The organism is Qipengyuania seohaensis (genome assembly GCF_002795865.1).
GTDB lineage: Bacteria > Pseudomonadota > Alphaproteobacteria > Sphingomonadales > Sphingomonadaceae > Qipengyuania > Qipengyuania seohaensis.
On record NZ_CP024920.1, the window covers coordinates 1,468,216 to 1,488,189 of the forward strand.

Genomic DNA, 19,974 nt, shown 5'->3' on the forward strand with positions numbered 1-19,974 from the left:
TCATGTTGGACGCCATTCTCTTTTCGGCATTGGCCATGACGGCCATTATTGCCCTGCGGTACTTCGCGTCGAGCGGAGCCTTCGCGCTCGCCACGCGATTCAGGCGGCCGGGCTACCACGATCGTCTCGGCCCCCAGATCAGGCGCGAAATTTCCTGGTCGCTGGTTTCGGCGGCAATCTATGGCATCCCGGCGGGAATAGTTGCCTGGGGCTGGCAGGAGCGCGGGTGGACGCAGATTTATACGCAGTGGGATGCGATGCCTCTGTGGTACCTGCCCATCGCACCTCTGGCCTATCTCGCACTTCACGACACCTGGTTCTACTGGACGCACCGCTGGATGCATCGCCCTCGCCCGTTTCGCGTCATGCATGCGGTGCATCACGCCAGCCGCCCTCCCACCGCCTGGGCTGCGATGAGCTTCCATCCGTGGGAGGCGCTAACCGGCGCGGTGGTCATCCCCGCGCTGGTCTTCGTCATTCCGATCCATATCGCCATGCTGGGCCTGGTTCTGGCCGTGATGACGATCATGGGCGTGACCAATCACATGGGGTGGGAGATGTTTCCGCGCCGTCTCGTTCATTCGCGGTTGGGGGGCTGGTTGATAACCGCCAGTCACCATCAGCGTCATCATGAAGAGTATCGATGCAATTACGGCCTCTATTTCCGGTTCTGGGACCGGCTTTGCAAGACCGATCGCGGTCTGAGCGAGCGCGTATGAAAACCCGGCTCGTCCTGCTGCCGCTTTGCGCTTTGGCGCTGGCTGCGGGTGCGCCTCCGCCAGCGAAGGACGCTGGCGTGAGCATCACCGTCAAGGTCACCGACCTGCGTAACGCCAAGGGTCTCCTGCGCGCCTGCATGACCACGGTGCAGAGCGACTTTCCCGATTGCAAGAAAACCGCCAGCATCCACGCCACCAGCGTCACCGCGCGAGAGGGTGGTGTGACCTTCACTTTCGATGGAGTGAAACCGGGACGTTACGCGATCGCCCTGCTCCACGACGAGAATTCGAACGGCAAGGCCGACCGCGTGCTGGGCATGATGCCCAAGGAAGGGTTCGGATTTTCGCGCGATGCACCGGTCCGTATGGGCCCGCCCAAGTTCAGCGATGCGGCCTTCGACATGGGAACGAGCGATCGCGAACTGACCATCAGGATGCGCTACATGCTCTGACGGCTCGCCGGCCTAACCGGCATTAACCTTAACCCTATTTTTACTACACCTGCCTCATAGCCTGTCTCGAATACCGTAACTCGCATTCGGGGGCTTTTAAGCGATGGACAGGTTTGGCGGCGCATTTGACGCGCAGGACGCGCAGGACCATCTCGACGATTTCGTCGAGGAGGACGCTGCCGATCTCGATCCGCCTCCGTCTCCCGTCGGCCAGGACGAGCGCCGCATGCAGGTGCGCGCGTACAATCACTGGGCGAGCCTGCTCGGTGACGCCAACTATCCCGATATCGAAGATCTCGAACCGGAATTGCTCGACGATTTCGGACCCTATTCGGTCCTGCTCGACTTCACGAGCGGGGTCGAGAATCCCGCCGTGCGCTTCGTCGGTGACGAATTGCGCCAGGAATGCGACGTCGATGGCGAACTGACGCACCTCGAAGACGTTCCGCCGCGTTCGCTTCTTAGCCGGATTACCGACCACTATATGCAGATCATCGCCAATGAGGCGCCGATCGGCTTCGAAGCGGAATTCGTGAACCAGCGCGGCCTGACCATCCTTTATCGCGGCATCCTGTTGCCCTATTCCAGCAATGACGAGACCATCGATTTCATCTTCGGCGTGATCAACTGGAAAGAACTGGCCGACGCCAAGACCGCGGACGAGCTGCTGCTGCAGATCGACCAGGCACTGGCGGGCGAAGACGACCAGGACGACGGTGACGAAAGCGACTTCGACGATGTCCTTGACCTGACCCAGCCCGAAGAAAACCTGTCGGCCGAAGACGAAGGCGATTGGGGTGAAGACGAGGTATTCGACCTCGGCAGCGCCGAGATCGTCGATGAACCTCTCGAAGGTTCACTTCCGGCACCCACTTTCGGTGACCGGGACGACGACACACCCGCCCGCAAGGAACGCGGCGTGGATGCGCTCGGCAACCCGCTTGGCAGCCTGGCACCCGATCCCGGCAGCGAAGACCCGGACATGGACGAAGGGGATTTCGACAGCGGCATGAAAACCGCCGCCGACTATGGCCTGCCCGAATGGGACGATGAAGATACAGAGGAAGACGACGTCGACGACCTCGTCGATCCGTTGGCCGACGAAGAGGCGGGCAGCAGCCTGATGTCGCTGGTCAGCCGCGGCGAACGCGAAAAGAAGACGGTCGACCTGACCGGGATTACCACATCCCGCACATCGGATGCCTCGCCCATCCCGCAGGCATACGAGCCGGAAGAACCTGCCGAGCCGTTCGAGATTGCAGCCGTCAGCGTTCCGGAAAGTGCCGAAGCGGACGAAGGGGTTGCAGAATCGGTCGAAGCTGCCGTCGATACGTTCGAGGACGAGGCGGAGCCGTTCGAGCTCGAAGACGAGGCCGAAGTTGCGCCGACGACAGTCGCGGGCGAAGAGATATCGGAATTGCCTGTTCCGACCGCCGACGATCCGATCGTCGCCGAGGCGGCAGAAGACGCAGCGGTAATCGCGGCGGCAAAAGATGTCGCACCCGATGGCCTTTACGATTGCCTGGCCGCAGCACGCGAACTGGCGCAGGCGGCGCAAAACACCGAAGACCGCAGCCGCAAGGCACTCTATTCAGCCGTCGGCCTCGCCTACGATTTCAGCCTCGAAGCGCAGAATTCCCCCGACGACTTTAGCGAGATCATCGCCGACAACGGCCTGACGATCCAGGATCGCGCGCCGATGACGCCGATCGTGAAGCTGGTATTCGGCGCCGATTACGACAAGACGCGCCTGACCGAATACGCAGCCGTGCTGACCCACGCACATCGCGTCGGAATCGAACGCGGTCACCTCGCGGATTTCCTGCGCGAAGCGGAAGGCGGCCTCAAAGGAGTCGTCCAGGCAGAACGCCGCGCTCGCAAGGAAGAGCAGGGCAAGCCGGTCGAGGACGACGGAAAGGGCATTCGCGAAGCACTGGCGAAGAAACTGCGCGCTATCGAACCCTCACAGGTCGAAGACATTCCAGAAGACGGTCCGGAATTCGCACTCGTGATGGTGCGCCGTACCGAGACAGGCGAACTGGTCGTCGTGGGCGAGCTGGAAGAAGACCGGCCGCTGCTCGAAAAGGCGGCGCGCAAACTGCTCGCCAAGTGACGTCTTTCCAATAAGTGCTTGAGATGCATGGCCCGCACGCGCTAGCGCTGCGGCCCATGCCGTTTCTCCCCAACGCTCCTGTCCGCATCCAGCCTTATTTCGGCTATCGCAATGAAGAGCGGCTGTTCATCACTGCCCGCGCCCTGCGTTCGCGTGACAGCACTTTCGTGAAGTCGGGAAAATGGCGTGCGATGCGCACCATGATGGGCCAGTTTGCCAGCCACGAGGTGGCGGGCCTGCCGGTCGAACTCGAAATCGCCGCGCCCGGCCAGCCTTCACAGCGCCACCAGGGCGTGACCGACAAGGAAGGTTTCGTCCATTTCGACATCAGGCTGGAAGGCGAATGGCCCTTTGCCGATAATCCCGAATGGGAAACCGTCAGCTTTCACTGGTCGAATGGCGAAGGCGAACACTGCCTCGACGGCCACGTGCTGGCACCCGGCAAGGGCACATCGCTAGGCTTCATCTCGGACATCGACGACACGATCATCGAGACGGGCATTACCGGGAATTTCCGTGCGGTCATGCGCAACTGGCGACGCGTGCTGATGCAGATGCCGGAAGAGCGAATCCTCGTTCCCGGCGCGGACGTGTTCTACAATGCGCTGGGTGGGGGGCAAGACCATCATGGCGAGAAAGGCCATGCGGGCGACCACCAGCACGCATCCAGGCGGCCATTCTTCTACGTATCGTCAAGCCCGTGGAATCTGTACTCCTATCTCGTCGCCTATATGAAGGTCCGCGGATTGCCGCTGGGTCCGATCATGCTGCGCGACTGGGGCCTCAATCGCGCGACCTTCGGGTCCTCCAGCCATGGCGCTCACAAGCGCGCGGCTATCGACGGGATCCTTGCCACCTATCCCGATATGAAATTCGCGCTGATCGGCGACGACAGCCAGGGCGACCTGACAGCATTCGCCGATGTGGCCGCCAGCAATCCCGGCAGGGTGAGGGCCGTCTTCATCCGCAAGGTCGGCGAAGCGATGAGCCCGGAAGAACTAGCCGCCAAGCAGGGGCTCAAGGCGGCAAACATCCCGCTGTGGCTCGGCGAAGGCTACGAGGAAGGGCGCAAATTCCTCGCCTCGATCGGGCTTCTCGAAGACGAGGAGGCGAAGAATATCGTCAAGTCGGTCGGCAAAGGCGAAACGGAGGCAGCGTGAAAACAGTGATGCTTATAGTGGCCGTAGCGGTCGGCCTTTGCCTGATTGCCGGCGGCGCGGTGCTGATCGCGATCAATCGCAACGGCCCGGCGGTCCTGGATACGGTCGACCGGATTGCAGGCGGCAAGAACGGCACCGAGCTTCTGCACAAGCAGAGCCTCGGCAGCGATCCTCGCCAGAAACTGCTGGTCTATGGCGATCCGTCCGCAAGCGAAGCTTTGCCCGTATTCATTTTCGTTCACGGCGGAAGCTGGCGCAACGGCAACCCGGACGATTACGGCTTTATTGGCCGCAATATTGCGCCCGAGGGCTATATCGTGGTGCTGGGTGGATATCGCCTGCGCGACAATGGCCGCTACCCCGCGATGCTGGAAGACACTGCGACAGTCACCGCGTGGGTCCACGCCAATATAGCCAATTACGGCGGCGATCCCGACCGCATCGTTCTCGCCGGGCATTCGGCCGGAGCATACAATGTGGCACAAGTCGCGCTGGAACAGCGCTGGCTCGAGCAAGCGGGCGTCCCGGCACAGGCGATCCGCGGCGTGGTCGGACTGGCTGGGCCATACGACTTCTACCCCTACGACAGCGATTCGACCCGCGCTGCTTTCGGTTCTGTCGGAGCCGGCGCAGAGAGCCAGCCGGTGAACCATGTCCGCAGCGATGCGCCGCCCATGCTGCTGGTTCACGGGGAGCAGGATACACTCGTCAAACCGCGCAATACCCGCGCCCTGGCCGCCGCGCTGGACAACGGCGGAGCGCAAGTCGAGACCCTGTTTCTGCCTGAAATGACCCATAACGACCCGCTCCTCGCTCTCGCCCATCCCTGGCGACGCGATCCGCGCGTCTTCGATGCGGTCGCCCGATTCCTTGGCCAGCACACAGCGCTTTCAGTTCCGGTTCAGGCCGAAACACCGTAAGAGGGGGCCAATGCGCCTGCTATCCCACCTCTTCGCCCTTCTGGCGCTACTTGTGCTGGCAGCCCAGCCGCTGGCGGCGCAATCGGTCCTGCGCGACGCCGAGACCGAAGCATTCCTGGATGAAATTTCCGCCCCGCTGGTAGAAGCCGCCGGTCTGGAGCCGGGCAATGTCGAGATGGTGCTCATCAACGACCCCAGCCTCAACGCGTTTGTTGCAGGCGGGCAGGCGATCTACCTGCACAGCGGCCTGATCGATGCAGCCGACAGCGCCAACGAGGTCCAGGGCGTGATCGCGCACGAGCTTGGGCACATCACCGGTGGCCACATCAACCGCATCGGCGAAGGCTATGCAAAGGCAGGCAACATCTCGCTACTGTCCATGCTCGCCGGCATCGGTGCAGCGCTGGCAGGATCGACCGATGCCGCGATGGGGCTGATGATGGCCGGGCAAAGTGCTGCAATCAGCTCCGTCCTGTCTTTCACCCGCACGCAGGAAGCCAGCGCTGATGCTGCCGGTGCGGAATACCTTTCACGAGCAGGGATCACCGGGCGCGGTTCTCTCACATTTTTCGGCAAGCTGCTGAACATGGAAATGCGCCGCGGCTTCAGCCAGGACGAGGAAGCGGGCTTCTGGCGCACCCACCCGCTGTCGGGCGATCGTATCTCCACCCTGCGCGGGACCTATGAGAAGGACCCCGCCTGGAACACGCCGAGCGATCCCGCGATCGAGGCGCGCTTCCAGCGGATCAAGGCAAAGCTCAAAGGGTATGTCGCCGATCCCGTACACACCTTGCGCGATTATCCGGAAACCGACGCATCAACCCCAGCACTCGTCGCGCGCGCCTATGCCTATCACAAACAGGCCAAGATGGACCTTGCGCTCGATACGGCCGACAAGCTGATCGAGCGTGAACCCGCCGACCCTTATTTCCTCGAACTCAAGGGCCAGGTGCTGCTGGAATCGGGCCGCCCGGCAGAGGCGCTGGACTACCTGCGCGAGGCAACCGATCTGAGCCGGTCGGAGCCGCTTATCGCATCGCTCTTCGGCCATGCGCTGATCGCCACCGAGGACGAAAGCAATTTCGAAGAGGCCGAGCGGGTCTTGCGCGCCTCGGTCGGGCGCGACCGTTACAATCCCTTCGCCTGGTACCAGCTGGGCGTGGTCTACGCCGCTCGCGGAGACATGCCGCGTGCACGGCTGGCCAGCGCGGAACAGCAGGTCATGAAGCGCGAATACGCCCTTGCCATGCGCAGCGCGCAGGCCGCCGAGGCAGGGCTGCCGGTCGGATCGCCCGACTGGCTTCGTGCACAGGACATCGGGATGCAGGCACGCGCGCTGCTCGAACAGCAGTGCGAAATGAGCAGGGACCGCAGCTGCCGCAGGCGGCGATAGGGCAGCAGGAACGGGGAATACGAAAATGGCACGGCATTTTGTGACAGCGCTGATCGCGCTGGTGTTCGGGTTTGCAGGCGCGGCTCTCTTCTCATTCAGCGGATTGGGTAATTCGCAGACCCGCAATTACCTTGTCGCCAACCCCGAAATCCTGCCCGAGATGGCCAACGCCTTCCAGGAGCAGCAATCGCGCGATTCGCTCGCATCCATAGCGAGCGAGGTGAACGCGCCCTTCCCCGGCGCAGTCCTCGGCAATCCCGAAGGTTCGCGCACGCTGGTGAAGTTCACCGACTATGCCTGTGGCTACTGCAGGATCAGCACCGGAGATATCGACCGCCTCGTCGCCGACGATCCGGAGCTACGCGTGGTCATCCGCGAGCTTCCGCTCTTCCAGGGCAGCGACGTTCCTGCGCGCATGGCACTGGCCGCTGCGAAGCAGGGCAAGTTCGATGAATTTTATCACGCGATGTTTGCGATGGAATCGACCGCGCCTGAAAATGTGATGGCGGCAGCCCGCGCGGCGGGTCTCGATCTCGAGGCTGCGCAGGAATATGGCGGTTCCGAAGAAGTCACGGCAGAACTTGCGCGCAACCAGGCACTCGCCCAGCAGCTTGGATTTTCCGGAACGCCAAGCTGGGTGGCCGGCGACAAGGCTTTCGAAGGCGCGGTCGGCTACGACCAGCTGGCAAAGGCGATCGGCAGCTAAACCCTATTCCTCTAGCGCCTTGGCATACATCGAGGCGAGAGGCTTCGCCATGACCCGGCGCACCATCGGTTCGAAGAATTCCAGCGGCTCGCTCTCGTAATCGGGATCGAAGGCCGCCTGGTCGTACTTCTCGCAGAATTCCGCGCAGGCCTGGTAATGCGGACTGTCCTGGAACTTGTCCCGCACGTTGCGGTCCATGCCAAGGTGGTGGAAATAGTAATAGCCCTGGAAAGCGCCGTGATTCTGGCAGATCCAGTGGATTTCCTCGGTCACGAAAGGCTTGATGATGGAAGCTGCAACTTCCGGGTGGTTATAGCTGCCCAGCGTGTCTCCGATATCGTGCAGCAACGCCATCACGACATATTGTTCGTCGCGCCCGTCGCGGTGCGCGCGAGTCGCGGTTTGCAGCGAATGTTCGAGGCGACATACTGGAAATCCGCCGAAATCGCCGTCGAGCAGCTTGAGGTGATCGAGCACACGGTCCGGCAAGTCCTTGGCAAAAGCCATGTATTCCGCGCCGATGATCGCCCAGTCTTCCTGCGTGCCTTCCTTCATTTCACGGAACTTGGCGCGCTCTTCCATCGAGTGGGTCAGGTTTTCGGGCTTGTTCATCGGATCTCTCCCAAGTGCTTTCTTGCCATATATCCTAGCGACTGGCGCAGTGCGCGGCAATTGCGCTAGGGAAGCCTCACGATGGCCGTGCTGCCCTTTCGCCCTACGCCGTTCTTCGCGAACAAGAATCAGGCGTTCTGGAACCTCCAGCTGCTGGGCTGGGGCGGGGCGACCATGCTGCGCGTCATGTCGGCGGTGGCGAACGACCAGCCGGCCGAACGGCTCGTCATCATCCTGATCGCGACGATAACCGGGTTCTCGCTCAGCCTGATCCTCTCGGTCGTCTACAACTACCTCATCGCACAGAAGCCGATCGTGACCTGGTCCAGCACGGCCGTGGTCCTCGGATTTGCGACCGGCATATATGCCTTCATCGACAGCTGGGTCCTGGAGGTCGCGGGGACATCGTCGAGCGGCAGTTTCGTAAGCCTGTTCGTCGGCATCTACTTTTTCGATCTTACCCTGCTGGGGGCGTGGTCCGCGCTGTACTACGCGATCAATTTCTTCCTCCAGGTGGAAGAGCAATCGGACCGGCTCGAACGGCTGGAAGCACAGGCCACCAGCGCCCAGCTGGCGATGCTGCGTTACCAGCTCAATCCTCATTTCCTGTTCAACACGCTTAATTCGATCAGCACGCTGGTGCTGCTGAAACAGACCGAACCGGCGAATGCGATGCTGACCCGCCTTTCCAGCTTCCTCAGGCACACGCTTGTCACCCAGCCGGGCGGCAAGGTGAGCGTGGCGCAGGAAGCGGAGACCTTGCAGCTCTATCTCAGCATCGAGAAGATGCGTTTCGAGGACCGCCTCCGCACCGATTTCCGGATCGAGGATCGCGCGGCCAAGGCGCAAATCCCCTCGATGTTGCTGCAGCCGCTGATCGAGAATGCGATCAAGTACGGCGTGAGCCCGCAGGAAGAGGGCGCCGAAATTTCGCTCCTTGCCCAGATCGTCGGGCCGCGACTGCGCATCACCGTTTCCGACACCGGCCCCGGCGTGGATGTCGGCGGACTGGCGGAAGACCTGCCTGCCGTTATGGCAACCCATAAGCGCCGCGACTCGACCGGCGTCGGCCTCGCCAATATCCGCGATCGCCTGGCGCAGGCCTATGGCGACGACCACCGCTTCGAAATCCGCTCTCCGGAAACGGGCGGTTTCACCGTGCTGATCGAGATTCCGCACGAACTCGCCGACGATGAGGAGCCGCCTGCCGCACCGAAGGGGACTTTGGCTGCGAAACAAGCCAGTGCCTTGACCGTTAATCCCCCGTCTGCCCCCCAGAAGGTAAGTACCAAGCCATGACCATTCGCACGATCCTCGTCGACGATGAGAAGCTCGCCATTCAGGGGCTGCAACTGCGCCTCGAACCGTTCGACGATGTCGAAATCATCGAGACCTGCCAGAACGGCCGCGAAGCCATCCGGGCGATCAAGACGCTGAAACCCGACCTCGTTTTCCTCGACATCCAGATGCCGGGCTTCGACGGGTTTTCCGTCGTCCAGGGCGTCATGGAAATCGAACCCCCGCTGTTCGTATTCGTCACCGCATTCCAGGAACACGCAATCCGCGCGTTCGAGGCGAATGCAGTCAACTACCTGATGAAGCCGGTGGATGAGGACAAGCTCGCCGACACGATCGAACGCGTCCGCCAGCGCCTGGCCGAAAAGAAGTCTTCCGACGAAGCCGACCGCCTGCGCGGCGTCCTTTCCGAAGTCGCGCCCGAAGCGGTCGAAACGAGCGAGGATGATGCCGAGGCCGCCGGTCGTTACGAGAAGCTGATCAACGTCAAGGATCGCGGACAGATATTCAGAGTCGAAGTAGGCACGATCGAGCATATCGAGGCTGCCGGCGACTATATGTGTATCTACACGGGCGATAATTCGCTTATCTTGCGCGAGACCATGAAGGACCTCGAACGCCGGCTCGATCCGCGCAAATTCCAGCGCGTCCACCGGTCCACTATCGTCAATCTCGACCAGGTCCGCCAGGTGAAACCGCACACCAATGGCGAATGCTTCCTCGTGCTCGACAGTGGCGCCGAAGTGAAGGTGAGCCGCTCGTACCGCGATGTCGTGGCGCGCTTCGTCCACTGATGGGCTTTTCTCTCGAAGGCTTCGACCTCGCTGCATTCGTGCGCGAAACGCTCGCCGAGGATCTTGGTGAAGGGCTTCCCGGTGGCGGGCATGATGTCACCAGCGAAAGCGTGATCCCCGCCGGTGCTCGGTTCTCAGGTGTCATGGATACGCGCGATGCGATCCACGTCGCCGGATTGCCGGTCGCCGAGGCATTCTTCCGCGAACTCGATCCGGAAATGGGAATCGAGATCCTTGTCGAAGAAGGTGCGCAGGTCCCCGCCGGAAGCGATCTCATGCGCCTGGAAGGTAACGCACGCGCCATGCTGACTGGCGAGCGCGCAGCACTCAATACGGTCCAGCACCTGTCGGGGATCGCGACCATGGTCGCCGAATACGTTGCCGCTATGGACAATCCCGACTGCACCCTGCTCGACACCCGCAAGACCATCCCCGGCCTGCGTCATCTCGAAAAATACGCGGTGCGCATGGGCGGCGGGGCCAACCACCGCATGGGCCTGTGGGACGCGGCAATGATCAAGGACAACCACGTCCTCGTCGCGGGCAGCGTGGGCGAAGCCGTGAGGCGCGCAGTCGAGGCGGGCGTGAAGGACATCATCTGCGAAGTCGATCGCATCGACCAGATCGAACCCGCGCTCGAGGCCGGAGCCACAAGGCTGCTGCTCGACAATATGGAGCCGCCAACCCTGCGCGAAGCCGTCGAGCAGGTGGCTGGACGCGTCCCGACGGAAGCGAGCGGCGGCATCAACCTCGCCACGATCAAGGCAAAGGCTGCCACCGGTGTCGACTACGTTTCCGTCGGCAGGCTTACCCAGAGTGCCCCTGCGGCCGATATCGGTCTGGACTTTACCCCGCTGTAATTCGGGTGCATTCCCTTCCGGAATGTGAGGGGAATGCAATGAAGCCTGCAGCGATCAAGAAATTCGATTTGCTTTATCTTGGCTCGGTGGCCGTGTCCTTGGTCGGGGTGTTGCTGGTCTTCGACACCATGGTCGAGATTTCCAACGACGAGCTGGCCGCCCAGGGTATCGCACCGATGGGACAAGGGGTCCTGATTGTCGGCCTGGCGTTCTGGTACTTCATCGCTCTGGCACTGTGGTTCCTGGTGTCCAAATTGCGGATCGAATTCGTCAAATACGTGCTCGCGCTCTTTGCCGCCTACGGCATCTACGCGGCGGCGATGGGAAGCGAGGGCGAGGCGCCAATGGTCAGCGTGATCATCAGCTGGATCAGTACGATCCTGACGGTCGGTGCCGTCTATTTCCTGTTCACTCCAGAAGCGAAGGCCTGGTTCGCCGAGAAGCGAGGTTCGGGCGATTAAGGCCGCTCTTCTGGCCGCGCTGGGTATCGGAACGCTGGCGATATCCAGTGTCGCCCAGGCGCAGGCCTACCAGTGCCGCATACCCGCCAATGTCGATGCGCCGCAGCTTCGCACGGAGGGGCGCGCGCGCAATCTTCCCGTGACGGGCTACACCCTCGCGTTGAGCTGGAGTCCGGAATTCTGCCGTTTCCGCGAAGACGATCGGCGCCATTCACGACAATGTTCGGGCAGGCAGGGTCGGTTCGGCTTCACCGTTCACGGCCTGTGGCCCAACAGCGGGCGCACCTGGCCGCAATGGTGCGAGCGAACGCCGGTGAGCACCGATGTGTTCAAGCCCAATCTCTGCATGAGCCCGGACGCCTCCCTGCTCGCGCGCCAGTGGCAAAAGCACGGCAGCTGCATGACGCGCCGCCCGGCGACCTATTTCAAGGTCACACGCATTCTCTACAATGGCCTGCGCTGGCCAGATTTCGTGCGGATAAGCCGCGAAGACAATTTGACCGCCGGGACGATCCGCACCCGCTTTGCAGATGCCAATGCGGGCTGGTTCCCCGAGGCTGTGGGAGTGCATCTCGATCGCAAGGGATGGCTCGAGGAGTTGCGGCTTTGTTACGACAGGCGCTTCATGCCCGAAGCCTGCGATGAGCGGCGTTACGGCGCCAAGGACAAGCAGGCTGCAAAGATTTGGCGGGGTCTGTAAGGAGCACGCAGAACGCGCCCGGTCAGCCCTGCTCCTTCAGCCTTTCAATCAGCGCATCGGTGCCTGCCACGATTCCCGAAAAGTAATCGTCTAGCCTGAAATCCGGAAGGATCGCGTTCTGGATCACCGCTGAGCAGAAATCGTCCGACAACGCCTCTTCAAGACCGTTGCCGACGGCTATCCTTACCTTGCGCTCGTTTGGAGCGACCAAAAGTATGACGCCATCATCGATACCTTCGCGGCCAATACCCCAGGCATTGCCGAGATCGGTCGTATAGTCTGCAATCTCTCGACCCTCGAGACTGCCGACCGTAACGACCACCATCTGGTGCCCGGTGGCCTGCTCCAGCTCGACGAGTTTCTGACCGATTGCCTGCTCTGCGGCCGGCGCAAGAAGATCGGCATGGTCCGAAACCGGCCCAAGCAGTTCGACCGACGGAACCGGACGGATCAGTTCCTCTACAACCGGAGCCGGATCGCCCTGCGATTGATCCAGGCAACCGACCAGCGCTGCGCCGTAAAGGAGCGGAGCATAGACTAAAGAGGACGGGTGCCTTCTCAACGGCGGGCCTTGAAGAATTCGCGCAGCATCTGGGCGGCCTTGGCTTCCCCAATCCCTGCATAAATCTCAGGCCGGTGGAGGCATTGCTCTTGCTCGAAGACGCGCGCTCCGTGTTCGACCGCGCCGCCCTTGGGGTCGCTCGCGCCGTAGTAAACCTTGCCCAGCCTTGCGTGCACGATCGCACCTGCGCACATGGCACACGGTTCCAGCGTGACCCATAATTCGCAGTCGGAAAGGCGTGCCTGCCCGAGCGCATTGGCTGCACGGCGAATGGCGAGGATTTCCGCGTGGGCGGTAGGGTCATGGGTCTCGCGCGGCATATTGTGCGCTTCCGCTATGATCTCGCCAGCGTGAGTAATCACCGCGCCTACCGGCACCTCGCCCATTGCCGAGGAAGCCTCTGCAAGCTCTAACGCGCGCTTCATGGGTTGCGGAAGGGTCCAGCCGGTCATAGGTAAGACCTCGCTAGCCCCCGGCGTGGCAGGGCGCAACGTGCTTGACGATTCGCACCCTCGCCGCTATGCGCGCCGCTTTCCGGGATTTATGAGCCCCTCACCCGCAAAAGCGGCCAAGGGAACTCGCCCGTCCATTCGAACGAAGAGACTGAACCATGTCGCGTATTTGCGAACTCACCGGCAAGGGCCGCCAGGTCGGCAACAATGTGAGCCACGCCAACAACAAGACCAAGCGCGTCTTCCTGCCGAACCTGCAGAACGTCACGCTGCTGAGCGAAAAGCTCGACCGCAGCTTCAAGTTCCGCGTTTCGACCCAGGGCCTGCGTTCGGTCGAACACAATGGCGGTCTCGATAACTGGTTGCTCAAGACCAAGGACGAGAAGCTTTCGGCCAACGCGCTCAAGGTCAAGCGCGAGCTGAAGAAGGCTGCTGCCGAAGCCGCTTAAGGCGCTGGCGCTTCTGCGCCGCTTCGACTCTAGGATTTTGAAAGGCGCGCGGGTTCTTACCTGCGCGCCTTTTGCCGTGCATCGGCCTGGCTCCTGGCCGCCTGCGACCAGTCCAGCCGCAGGATCAGCGTACGCTGGAACTGGCTGAAGTTGTCATCTGAAATGAGCCATATGGCCCAATCTCCGCCCGCCTCCTCGGTGACCACGGCACCTTCGAAGTTCTCTTGAGGAAATGGGCTCGCCAGATCGGCTATTTCGTCGAGCGAGACTGTCGCCTCTGACTCAATTTCCTGCGGTTCAAAGACTGCCAGCTTCGCCGTGAAGTAGGGTGGCAGGCCGAGTTCGAATGCGCGCAGCACGACCAGCACTCTTCCATCAGGCAAAAGCGTCGCTTCCGAAGGATTGTAACCTGCCTGGCCCGCGACGGTGAACTGGATCGGTTCGGCACCGCTGACCGGATCCCCGCTGAAAACCAGCGCTTCGTGAGTGCCGCCGCCCCGATCTTCTTCCGCTATAATGACGAGTCGCCCATCGCCCAGGCGCACGATCGATTCGGCGCCCAAATTGTGGGCCCAATCCTTCATGGCCGGTTGCTTTATCGCGGCCTCCCAGGTGCGATCCGAATTGAAGCGGACGAGATGGTTGGACCCTTCGATACCGGCCCAGAATTCGCCGGTCTCGGGATCGCGCGTGAGGGCCTCTAGGTCGATGCGAATCCAGTCATCGTTGGAGAACCCCTTGAAGCCGGCCACTACCGGATCCGGGCCGTCCCTGTCGGGCCGCGTCAGGAGCAGGACGCGCCCGGCATCGCTTCCCGCCAGGAAAGTCAGCTCGTCGAGCGTCACCATGGCCGAGTAACCGCCAAACCCGTCGTTCTCGCTCGTCAGTTGCCAGAGTCCCGCGAGCTTCAGCGGGCCATCCGCTGCTTCGGAATATGCGAGAGCCTCAAGCGTCACGGCAGCGCTCAGGTCCGGGGGCGGGACATCGCTGCGAATCAGGTGTCCGGGGGCAAGCCCAAGTGCGACGATCGCGATCAGAAATAGGCGCCTGGTTCGCATAATGGAGATACCGCTTACGTTGCGGCGGTGGGCCGCAACGTCACTTCACGGCATGGGCGGCAGAAAAAGCAGAGGGTCGAGCCTGAAATTGCGCCATTTGAGACTCCAGTGCAGATGCGGCCCGGTCGCCCTGCCGGAAGAACCAATGCGGCCTAGCGGCTGTCCCTGTACAACTTCGTCGCCTTCGCGGACGAAAAGCTCGGACGAGTGGAGGAATGCGCTGTTCAGTCCCTTACCGTGGTCAATGATCAGCAATTGCCCTTCAAGACTGAAGTCGCGTTCTGCCAGTACGACGGTTCCGTCGGCCGGTGCGACGTAGGTCGTTCCACTACCCCCTGCGATATCGAGGCCCGAATGATAGCTCCCCGGCTCCCCGCGATAGATACGCTGGGATCCGAAACGGCCGGATATTCGGCCGGTTGCGGGCCAGATGAAGCTCTGTTGCCAACCCTCGGCCCCGGTTTTCCGGAGGCGCGCGTCCCATATCGCGTCGAGTTCCGGCTTACGCCTCTGCATGAAACTTACCGACGACGAACGCGGGCGTAGAGCGACGTCGACATACTCGATATTCCAGTCCCGCGGGGCGACCGTGATCACCTCCTTAGCGTAAACAAGATTGCCGCTGGTCGCCTTGAACACCAGCGAGCCGGGGCTGTCCCGGTCGAATGCGGCGAAGAACCGGCCGTCAGCGTCGACTTCGATTTCTTCTTCACCTAGCTGCGCTGTCCATTGGCCTGGGCCAAGATTGCCGCGCATCCATCCGCCTTGCGTCAGTTCGCCTGTGAAGGTGAAATCGACGGGTTTTGCGGGTTCGGACTTTGGTTCTTCGACAACAGTCGGCGCGGGTGCCGGAGCAGGCTCGCTCACGACCACCTCCTCGGGTACGGGCACGGGCGTGCCCTGCGCAGGAGCGACACAAGCAGCAGTGAGGATAAGGAGAAGCGGCGCGACCCTTTCGCGCATCACGGCTTGAGGCGCTCCGTCGCGAGTTGGGGCGACGCATAGGCCTCTTGATATTCGACCGACCAATAGCGCAATTCGTCGAGCGGAATGGGTTCGCCCGAAGCGGCACAGAAGACGTGCTGGCCTGCGCGCAGCACGCGAAAGCCGTTGGGGCCATATTGCAGTTTCGCCTCGCCCGAAGCGGGGCCGGAATTCTTGTTCATCAGCATGGTCCGCGTCCTAGCACTTCGCGCCTATCCGAACAAATCATCCTGCGCCGGCGGTGTTCCCTTCCCGGGCGGCTTTGCGCGTGGTTTGGGCGGCTTGGAAACCGGCGGCGTTTTGCCAGTCGTGACGGCCAGGTCTCCATCGCGGAATTTCAGTGTCAGAGCCGCTTCTTCCGAAGCGGCCGCATGAGTGGTCACGGTTTTGCCGTCCGGTCCAATGACCCGCACGTAACCACGCTTCACAACATTGTCCGGATCAAGCGAGACCATCAGGCGAGATACCGCGGTCAGTCGCTGCTGTGCCTGCTCTACGCGGCTCTTCAGTAGCGGCGCATTGAGGCGCGCCCGGTCGGACTGCAGCCGGTCCCTTGCCCGGGCCGCGCGATCCCGCAGCCCATTGCCGAGCCGAGTCACTGCATCGTCCAACCGCTGCGCCTGTGGCTGGAGCAGGACCTCGAGCTTGGGAATGCGCTGGACCCGAGCTTCCAGGCGCTCGCGGCCCAATTGGACGGGGCGCAGTATCGCGCGTTGTTGGCGCGCACCGAAATCGGAAAGCGCCGCGGCAAGTTCCTGGCGGACTGGCACGGCCATCTCGGCAGCAGCGGTAGGTGTCGGGGCGCGCCTGTCGGCAGCATGATCCGCCAGTGTGGTGTCTGTTTCGTGGCCGACCGCGCTTATCGTCGGGATGGAGCTTTCGGCGATCGCGCGCACGACCACTTCTTCGTTGAAGCTCCACAAGTCCTCGATCGAACCGCCCCCACGAGCGACGATAACGAGGTCCGGGCGGTCCGGATGACCTTCGGGCAACGCCGAAAAACCGCGCACCGCGCCTGCCACCTGGTCCGCTGCACCCTGCCCCTGAACGAGGACGGGCCACACGATCACCCGGCTGGGGAAGCGGTCGGCAAGCCGGTGGAGAATATCGCGGATGACCGCCCCGGTGGGCGAGGTCACCACGCCGATGGTGCGGGGCAGGAAAGGAAGCGCCCGCTTGCGCCCCTCGTCGAACAATCCCTCCGCAGCAAGGCGCGCGCGCGTCTTTTCGAGCAGCGCTAGCAAGGCCCCTTCGCCTGCCAGCTCCATCCGCTCGATCACGATCTGGTATTTCGATCGGCCAGGATAGGTCGTCAGCTTGCCGCTGGCCACGACCTCGAGGCCGTCTTCGGGCTGGAATGCCAGGCGCTGGGTATTACCGCGCCACATCACCCCGTCGATGACCGCCTTCTCGTCCTTGAGCGCGCAATACATGTGCCCGCTGGTCGCGCGTTTGACGCCGGAAAGCTCGCCGCGCAGACGCACAAAGCCGAAGCTCTCCTCCACCGTTCGCTTGAGCAGGCCCGAAATCTCGCTGATCGAGAGCGGGGCAGCGTTGTCCCCGGCGCGACCCTTCGCTACCAGATTGTCATCTTGGGAATCTGACGGGAAATCGGCGGGCATGAATATCCTTTTGCTGGGCGGCGGTGGTCGCGAACATGCGCTTGGCTGGAAACTGGCGCAATCGCCGCAATGCGACAAGCTGTGGGCTAGTCCCGGCAACCCTGGAATGGCCGAATGCTCGGAATGCATCGAGCTCGATGCGAGTGATCACGGCGCGGTGGAGCAGTTTTGCCGCGACAAGTCCATCGGACTGGTCGTGATCGGTCCCGAAGCCCCCTTGGTAGACGGATTGGCAGACGATCTGCGTGCAGCGGGCATTGCAGTTTTCGGACCCTCCAGGGCCGCCGCGCAGCTGGAAGGCAGCAAGAGCTTCACCAAGGAACTGTGCCAGCGAGCCCGCATCCCGACCGCCCGGTTCGAACGCTGCACCTCGCTCGAGGCGGCTTGGGGTGCGCTGAAGAAATTCGACCCGCCCTTCGTCCTCAAGGCGGACGGTCTCGCGGCAGGCAAGGGTGTCGTCATCGCCGAAACCCGCGAAGGTGCGCAGCACGCGCTTTCGGAAATGTTCGACGGCAAGTTCGGCAGCGCCGGCAGTGAAGTCGTCATCGAGGAATTCCTGCAGGGTGAGGAGGCAAGCTATTTCGCCCTGACTGACGGTGAAACCATCGTCCCGATCGGCAGCGCCCAGGACCACAAGCGCGTGGGTGAAGGCGACACCGGACCCAATACCGGCGGCATGGGCGCCTACTCTCCTGCGCCAGTGCTGACCGATGCTCTCAAAGAGCAGGTCATGCGCGAGATCATCGAGCCGACAGTTCGGACCATGCGCGAAGAGGGGCACCCCTATTCGGGCGTCCTATACGCGGGTCTCATGCTTACCAAGACGGGGCCGCAGCTGATCGAATACAATGTGCGCTTCGGCGATCCGGAATGCCAGGTGCTGATGATGCGGCTGGAAAGCGATCTCGTCGAAATCATGCACGCCTGCGCCGAGGGTCGTCTCGGCCAGATCAAGGCGCCGCGCATGGCGGACAAGTTTGCCCTCACGGTGGTCATGGCCGCTCAAGGCTATCCCGATACGCCCAAGAAGGGCGGCGCCATCCATCTCGGCAGTGCGGAAGCGGACGGCGCCAAGGTCTTCCATGCAGGCACGAAGATGGACAGCGGCCAACTCGTAGCGAACGGCGGCAGGGTGCTCAACGTGACTGCAAAAGGCGCGAGCGCGACCGAGGCCCAGCGCAATGCCTATGCGGCAGTCGATGCCATCGACTTCGCAGAAGGTTTCTGTCGCCGCGACATCGGCCAGCGAGAGGTCAGGCGCGAGCGGGGCTAAGGCAGTTCCATGCTGCTTTACGGGCTGGCCTTCCAGAACCTGGCGCTGATTGCGCTGATCCTTGGCCTGTTTTTCGCGCAACCTGCGCCATTTGGACGGAAGTTGTGGGTGATCGGCGGGGCATCCGCTTTCGTAGCCGGGGTCCTCTTGCTGGGTGTGTGGGTATACCCGCCCCCGCTGGGAGCGGCTATCTATCTCACCCTGTTTGTAGCGGCTTGCATTAGATGGCTCCGTCAGCCCGCTCCCGAAAACGCCGCAAGTCGCGCGAGCCTCTTTGCGGCAGCAGGTTTGGCCACCTTGGGGGCAGCCATGATCTGGCAAGGGGTTACGGGGCGGATCGCCCCCGACGAACCTTATCTGTCACTGGCCAGCCCGCTGCCTGAGGGTGCCGGATATTGCGTCCTGTCGGGAGGAGCCTCCGTCGGCCTCAACCTGCATTACGTCGTGAGCGCAAGCACGGCGGCGGACTTCGAAAAGCATTCCGTCGACCTGATAGCGACCAACGCACAGGGGTTCAGAACGAAGCCCGGACTATCCCATCATCCCAAGCCGCTTTCGCCGGAATATTACGCGGTGTTCGGAACCCCGGTAACCGCACCGTGCACCGGACAGGTTGTCGAGACGGAGAATGACAAGCCGGATGTTCTTGCGGGGCACAAGTCCCGCTCTCGCGACGGGGCGAACTTCGTCCTGCTGAGGTGCGAAGGGCGCGAAGTGCTTATGGCCCATTTCAAGCAGGGTTCCGTGAGGGTTTCGGAGGGCGATACCGTCGCAGCGGGAAGTGTGCTCGGCCTGGTCGGCAATTCCGGCAATACGGAAGAACCGCACCTGCATATCCACGCGCAGGAAGAAAGCACCGATGGACGCCTTGTCCCGGTGCCGATCCGTTTCGAAGGGCGTTACCTCGCGCGCGGCGACTGCCTCTGAAATGCGACCCGACGCTTTGCACTTGCCTTTTCATCAATCGGAGCGGCAAACTCAGAGCATGGAAAAAACCGGATCGCTCGCACGTCTCGTCTTTCCCGCCATCGGCGCCCTTGCCCTTGGCGGCTGCCAGACAGCTTATGTCGATGAACAGGAAGCTAGTGCCGGCCCTGCGCCCTCGAATATGGCGCACGACAATCCGCTCGCCTTCGCACAGGGCGCCTGCGGCGGATGTCACGCGGTCGAGAAACCGTGGCTATCGCCTAACCCCGCTGCGCCGACATTCGCCGAAATTGCCAATCGGGAAGGCGTCACCGAAGCGACCCTTCAGACCTACCTCACCGACGCGCACAATTACCCGCTGGTGATGGATTTCGATCTCGACGCCGAGCAGGCGGCAGAGCTTGCTCACTACATTCTCGGCCTGAAGGACGAGGACTACCACACGCCCCCGTCCTGACCGG

23 protein-coding genes are annotated in these 19,974 nt (G+C 62.3%); 16 read left to right on the forward strand and 7 right to left on the reverse strand.

What is annotated here, in order from left to right; all coding sequences use genetic code 11:
• Positions 1-2 precede the first annotated feature (2 nt).
• From CVE41_RS07145 to CVE41_RS07175, 7 genes are all read left to right on the forward strand, one after another.
• Positions 3-719, forward strand: coding sequence for a sterol desaturase family protein (locus CVE41_RS07145; RefSeq protein WP_100260029.1), 717 nt, complete (start codon positions 3-5; stop codon positions 717-719).
• Entirely contained in the window at positions 716-1,171 is a 456-nt protein-coding gene (locus CVE41_RS07150) for a DUF2141 domain-containing protein (protein ID WP_100260030.1), read from the forward strand. Before CVE41_RS07145 ends, CVE41_RS07150 begins: the two co-directional genes overlap by 4 nt.
• Before the next feature lie 103 nt (positions 1,172-1,274).
• Complete coding sequence (locus tag CVE41_RS15035) at positions 1,275-3,284, forward strand: PAS domain-containing protein (RefSeq protein WP_100260031.1); 2,010 nt, start codon at positions 1,275-1,277, stop codon at positions 3,282-3,284.
• Positions 3,285-3,340: 56 nt separating this feature from the next.
• The gene (locus CVE41_RS07160) at positions 3,341-4,444 is read left to right on the forward strand and encodes an App1 family protein (protein WP_100260032.1); all 1,104 of its coding nucleotides are present in this window, start codon (positions 3,341-3,343) and stop codon (positions 4,442-4,444) included.
• On the forward strand, positions 4,441-5,364 hold the full coding sequence (locus tag CVE41_RS07165; RefSeq protein WP_157799439.1) for an alpha/beta hydrolase: 924 nt from the start codon (positions 4,441-4,443) through the stop codon (positions 5,362-5,364). Before CVE41_RS07160 ends, CVE41_RS07165 begins: the two co-directional genes overlap by 4 nt.
• Before the next feature lie 10 nt (positions 5,365-5,374).
• Positions 5,375-6,757, forward strand: coding sequence for a M48 family metalloprotease (locus CVE41_RS07170; RefSeq protein WP_100260034.1), 1,383 nt, complete (start codon positions 5,375-5,377; stop codon positions 6,755-6,757).
• Positions 6,758-6,782: 25 nt separating this feature from the next.
• Positions 6,783-7,463 carry a DsbA family protein gene (locus CVE41_RS07175; RefSeq protein WP_100260035.1) on the forward strand — a complete coding sequence of 227 codons (681 nt, stop codon included), beginning with the start codon at positions 6,783-6,785 and terminating at the stop codon, positions 7,461-7,463.
• Positions 7,464-7,466: 3 nt separating this feature from the next.
• Here the strand turns inward: CVE41_RS07175 and CVE41_RS07180 are convergent, their stop codons facing one another.
• On the reverse strand, positions 7,467-8,075 hold the full coding sequence (locus CVE41_RS07180) for an HD domain-containing protein (protein ID WP_232725588.1): 609 nt from the start codon (positions 8,073-8,075) through the stop codon (positions 7,467-7,469).
• Positions 8,076-8,156: 81 nt separating this feature from the next.
• Between CVE41_RS07180 and CVE41_RS07185 the strand changes: the two genes are divergently transcribed.
• Genes CVE41_RS07185 through CVE41_RS07205 form a run of 5 tightly spaced genes read left to right on the forward strand, consistent with a single transcriptional unit; the run spans position 8,157 to position 12,186 of the window.
• Positions 8,157-9,374 (forward strand): sensor histidine kinase, encoded by a 1,218-nt coding sequence (locus CVE41_RS07185; protein ID WP_100260036.1) that lies wholly within the window; start codon positions 8,157-8,159, stop codon positions 9,372-9,374.
• Positions 9,371-10,165: a LytR/AlgR family response regulator transcription factor gene (locus CVE41_RS07190; RefSeq protein ID WP_100260037.1), complete on the forward strand. Its 795-nt coding sequence runs from the start codon at positions 9,371-9,373 to the stop codon at positions 10,163-10,165. Before CVE41_RS07185 ends, CVE41_RS07190 begins: the two co-directional genes overlap by 4 nt.
• Entirely contained in the window at positions 10,165-11,025 is an 861-nt protein-coding gene (gene nadC, locus CVE41_RS07195) for a carboxylating nicotinate-nucleotide diphosphorylase (protein WP_100260038.1), read from the forward strand. Before CVE41_RS07190 ends, nadC begins: the two co-directional genes overlap by 1 nt.
• 38 nt (positions 11,026-11,063) lie before the next feature.
• Complete coding sequence (locus CVE41_RS07200) at positions 11,064-11,486, forward strand: hypothetical protein (protein WP_100260039.1); 423 nt, start codon at positions 11,064-11,066, stop codon at positions 11,484-11,486.
• On the forward strand, positions 11,416-12,186 hold the full coding sequence (locus CVE41_RS07205; protein WP_232725589.1) for a ribonuclease T2 family protein: 771 nt from the start codon (positions 11,416-11,418) through the stop codon (positions 12,184-12,186). Before CVE41_RS07200 ends, CVE41_RS07205 begins: the two co-directional genes overlap by 71 nt.
• 22 nt (positions 12,187-12,208) lie before the next feature.
• On the opposite strand, the gene CVE41_RS07210 is transcribed toward CVE41_RS07205, so the two are convergent.
• The gene (locus tag CVE41_RS07210; protein ID WP_157799440.1) at positions 12,209-12,748 is read right to left on the reverse strand and encodes a TPM domain-containing protein; all 540 of its coding nucleotides are present in this window, start codon (positions 12,746-12,748) and stop codon (positions 12,209-12,211) included.
• Complete coding sequence (locus CVE41_RS07215) at positions 12,745-13,200, reverse strand: nucleoside deaminase (RefSeq protein ID WP_100260041.1); 456 nt, start codon at positions 13,198-13,200, stop codon at positions 12,745-12,747. The genes CVE41_RS07210 and CVE41_RS07215 overlap by 4 nt, the downstream gene beginning before the upstream one ends.
• Positions 13,201-13,358: 158 nt before the next feature.
• Here CVE41_RS07215 and rpmB point away from each other — a divergent pair, with 158 nt between their 5' ends.
• Entirely contained in the window at positions 13,359-13,649 is a 291-nt protein-coding gene (gene rpmB / locus CVE41_RS07220) for a 50S ribosomal protein L28 (protein ID WP_100260042.1), read from the forward strand.
• 56 nt (positions 13,650-13,705) lie between these two features.
• On the opposite strand, the gene CVE41_RS07225 is transcribed toward rpmB, so the two are convergent.
• From CVE41_RS07225 to xseA, 4 genes are read right to left on the reverse strand one after another with little or no spacing between them, the layout of a single operon-like run.
• The gene (locus tag CVE41_RS07225; protein WP_100260043.1) at positions 13,706-14,707 is read right to left on the reverse strand and encodes an esterase-like activity of phytase family protein; all 1,002 of its coding nucleotides are present in this window, start codon (positions 14,705-14,707) and stop codon (positions 13,706-13,708) included.
• A gap of 45 nt (positions 14,708-14,752) precedes the next feature.
• Positions 14,753-15,670, reverse strand: coding sequence for a M23 family metallopeptidase (locus CVE41_RS07230; protein WP_100261422.1), 918 nt, complete (start codon positions 15,668-15,670; stop codon positions 14,753-14,755).
• Positions 15,670-15,879, reverse strand: a complete 210-nt coding sequence (locus CVE41_RS07235; RefSeq protein WP_100260044.1) for a DUF2093 domain-containing protein — start codon at positions 15,877-15,879, stop codon at positions 15,670-15,672. Before CVE41_RS07235 ends, CVE41_RS07230 begins: the two co-directional genes overlap by 1 nt.
• A 24-nt stretch (positions 15,880-15,903) precedes the next feature.
• Positions 15,904-17,313 carry an exodeoxyribonuclease VII large subunit gene (xseA, locus tag CVE41_RS07240; RefSeq protein WP_100260045.1) on the reverse strand — a complete coding sequence of 470 codons (1,410 nt, stop codon included), beginning with the start codon at positions 17,311-17,313 and terminating at the stop codon, positions 15,904-15,906.
• Between xseA and purD the strand changes: the two genes are divergently transcribed.
• The 3 genes from purD to CVE41_RS07255 are packed head-to-tail and all read left to right on the forward strand — an operon-like array spanning position 17,312 to position 19,970.
• Complete coding sequence (gene purD / locus CVE41_RS07245) at positions 17,312-18,586, forward strand: phosphoribosylamine--glycine ligase (protein ID WP_100260046.1); 1,275 nt, start codon at positions 17,312-17,314, stop codon at positions 18,584-18,586. The two genes, xseA and purD, sit on opposite strands and share 2 nt — an antisense overlap.
• Positions 18,587-18,595: 9 nt before the next feature.
• Positions 18,596-19,513, forward strand: a complete 918-nt coding sequence (locus CVE41_RS07250; protein WP_100260047.1) for a M23 family metallopeptidase — start codon at positions 18,596-18,598, stop codon at positions 19,511-19,513.
• Positions 19,514-19,571: 58 nt separating this feature from the next.
• Positions 19,572-19,970 (forward strand): hypothetical protein, encoded by a 399-nt coding sequence (locus tag CVE41_RS07255; protein ID WP_100260048.1) that lies wholly within the window; start codon positions 19,572-19,574, stop codon positions 19,968-19,970.
• Positions 19,971-19,974: the final 4 nt, after the last annotated feature.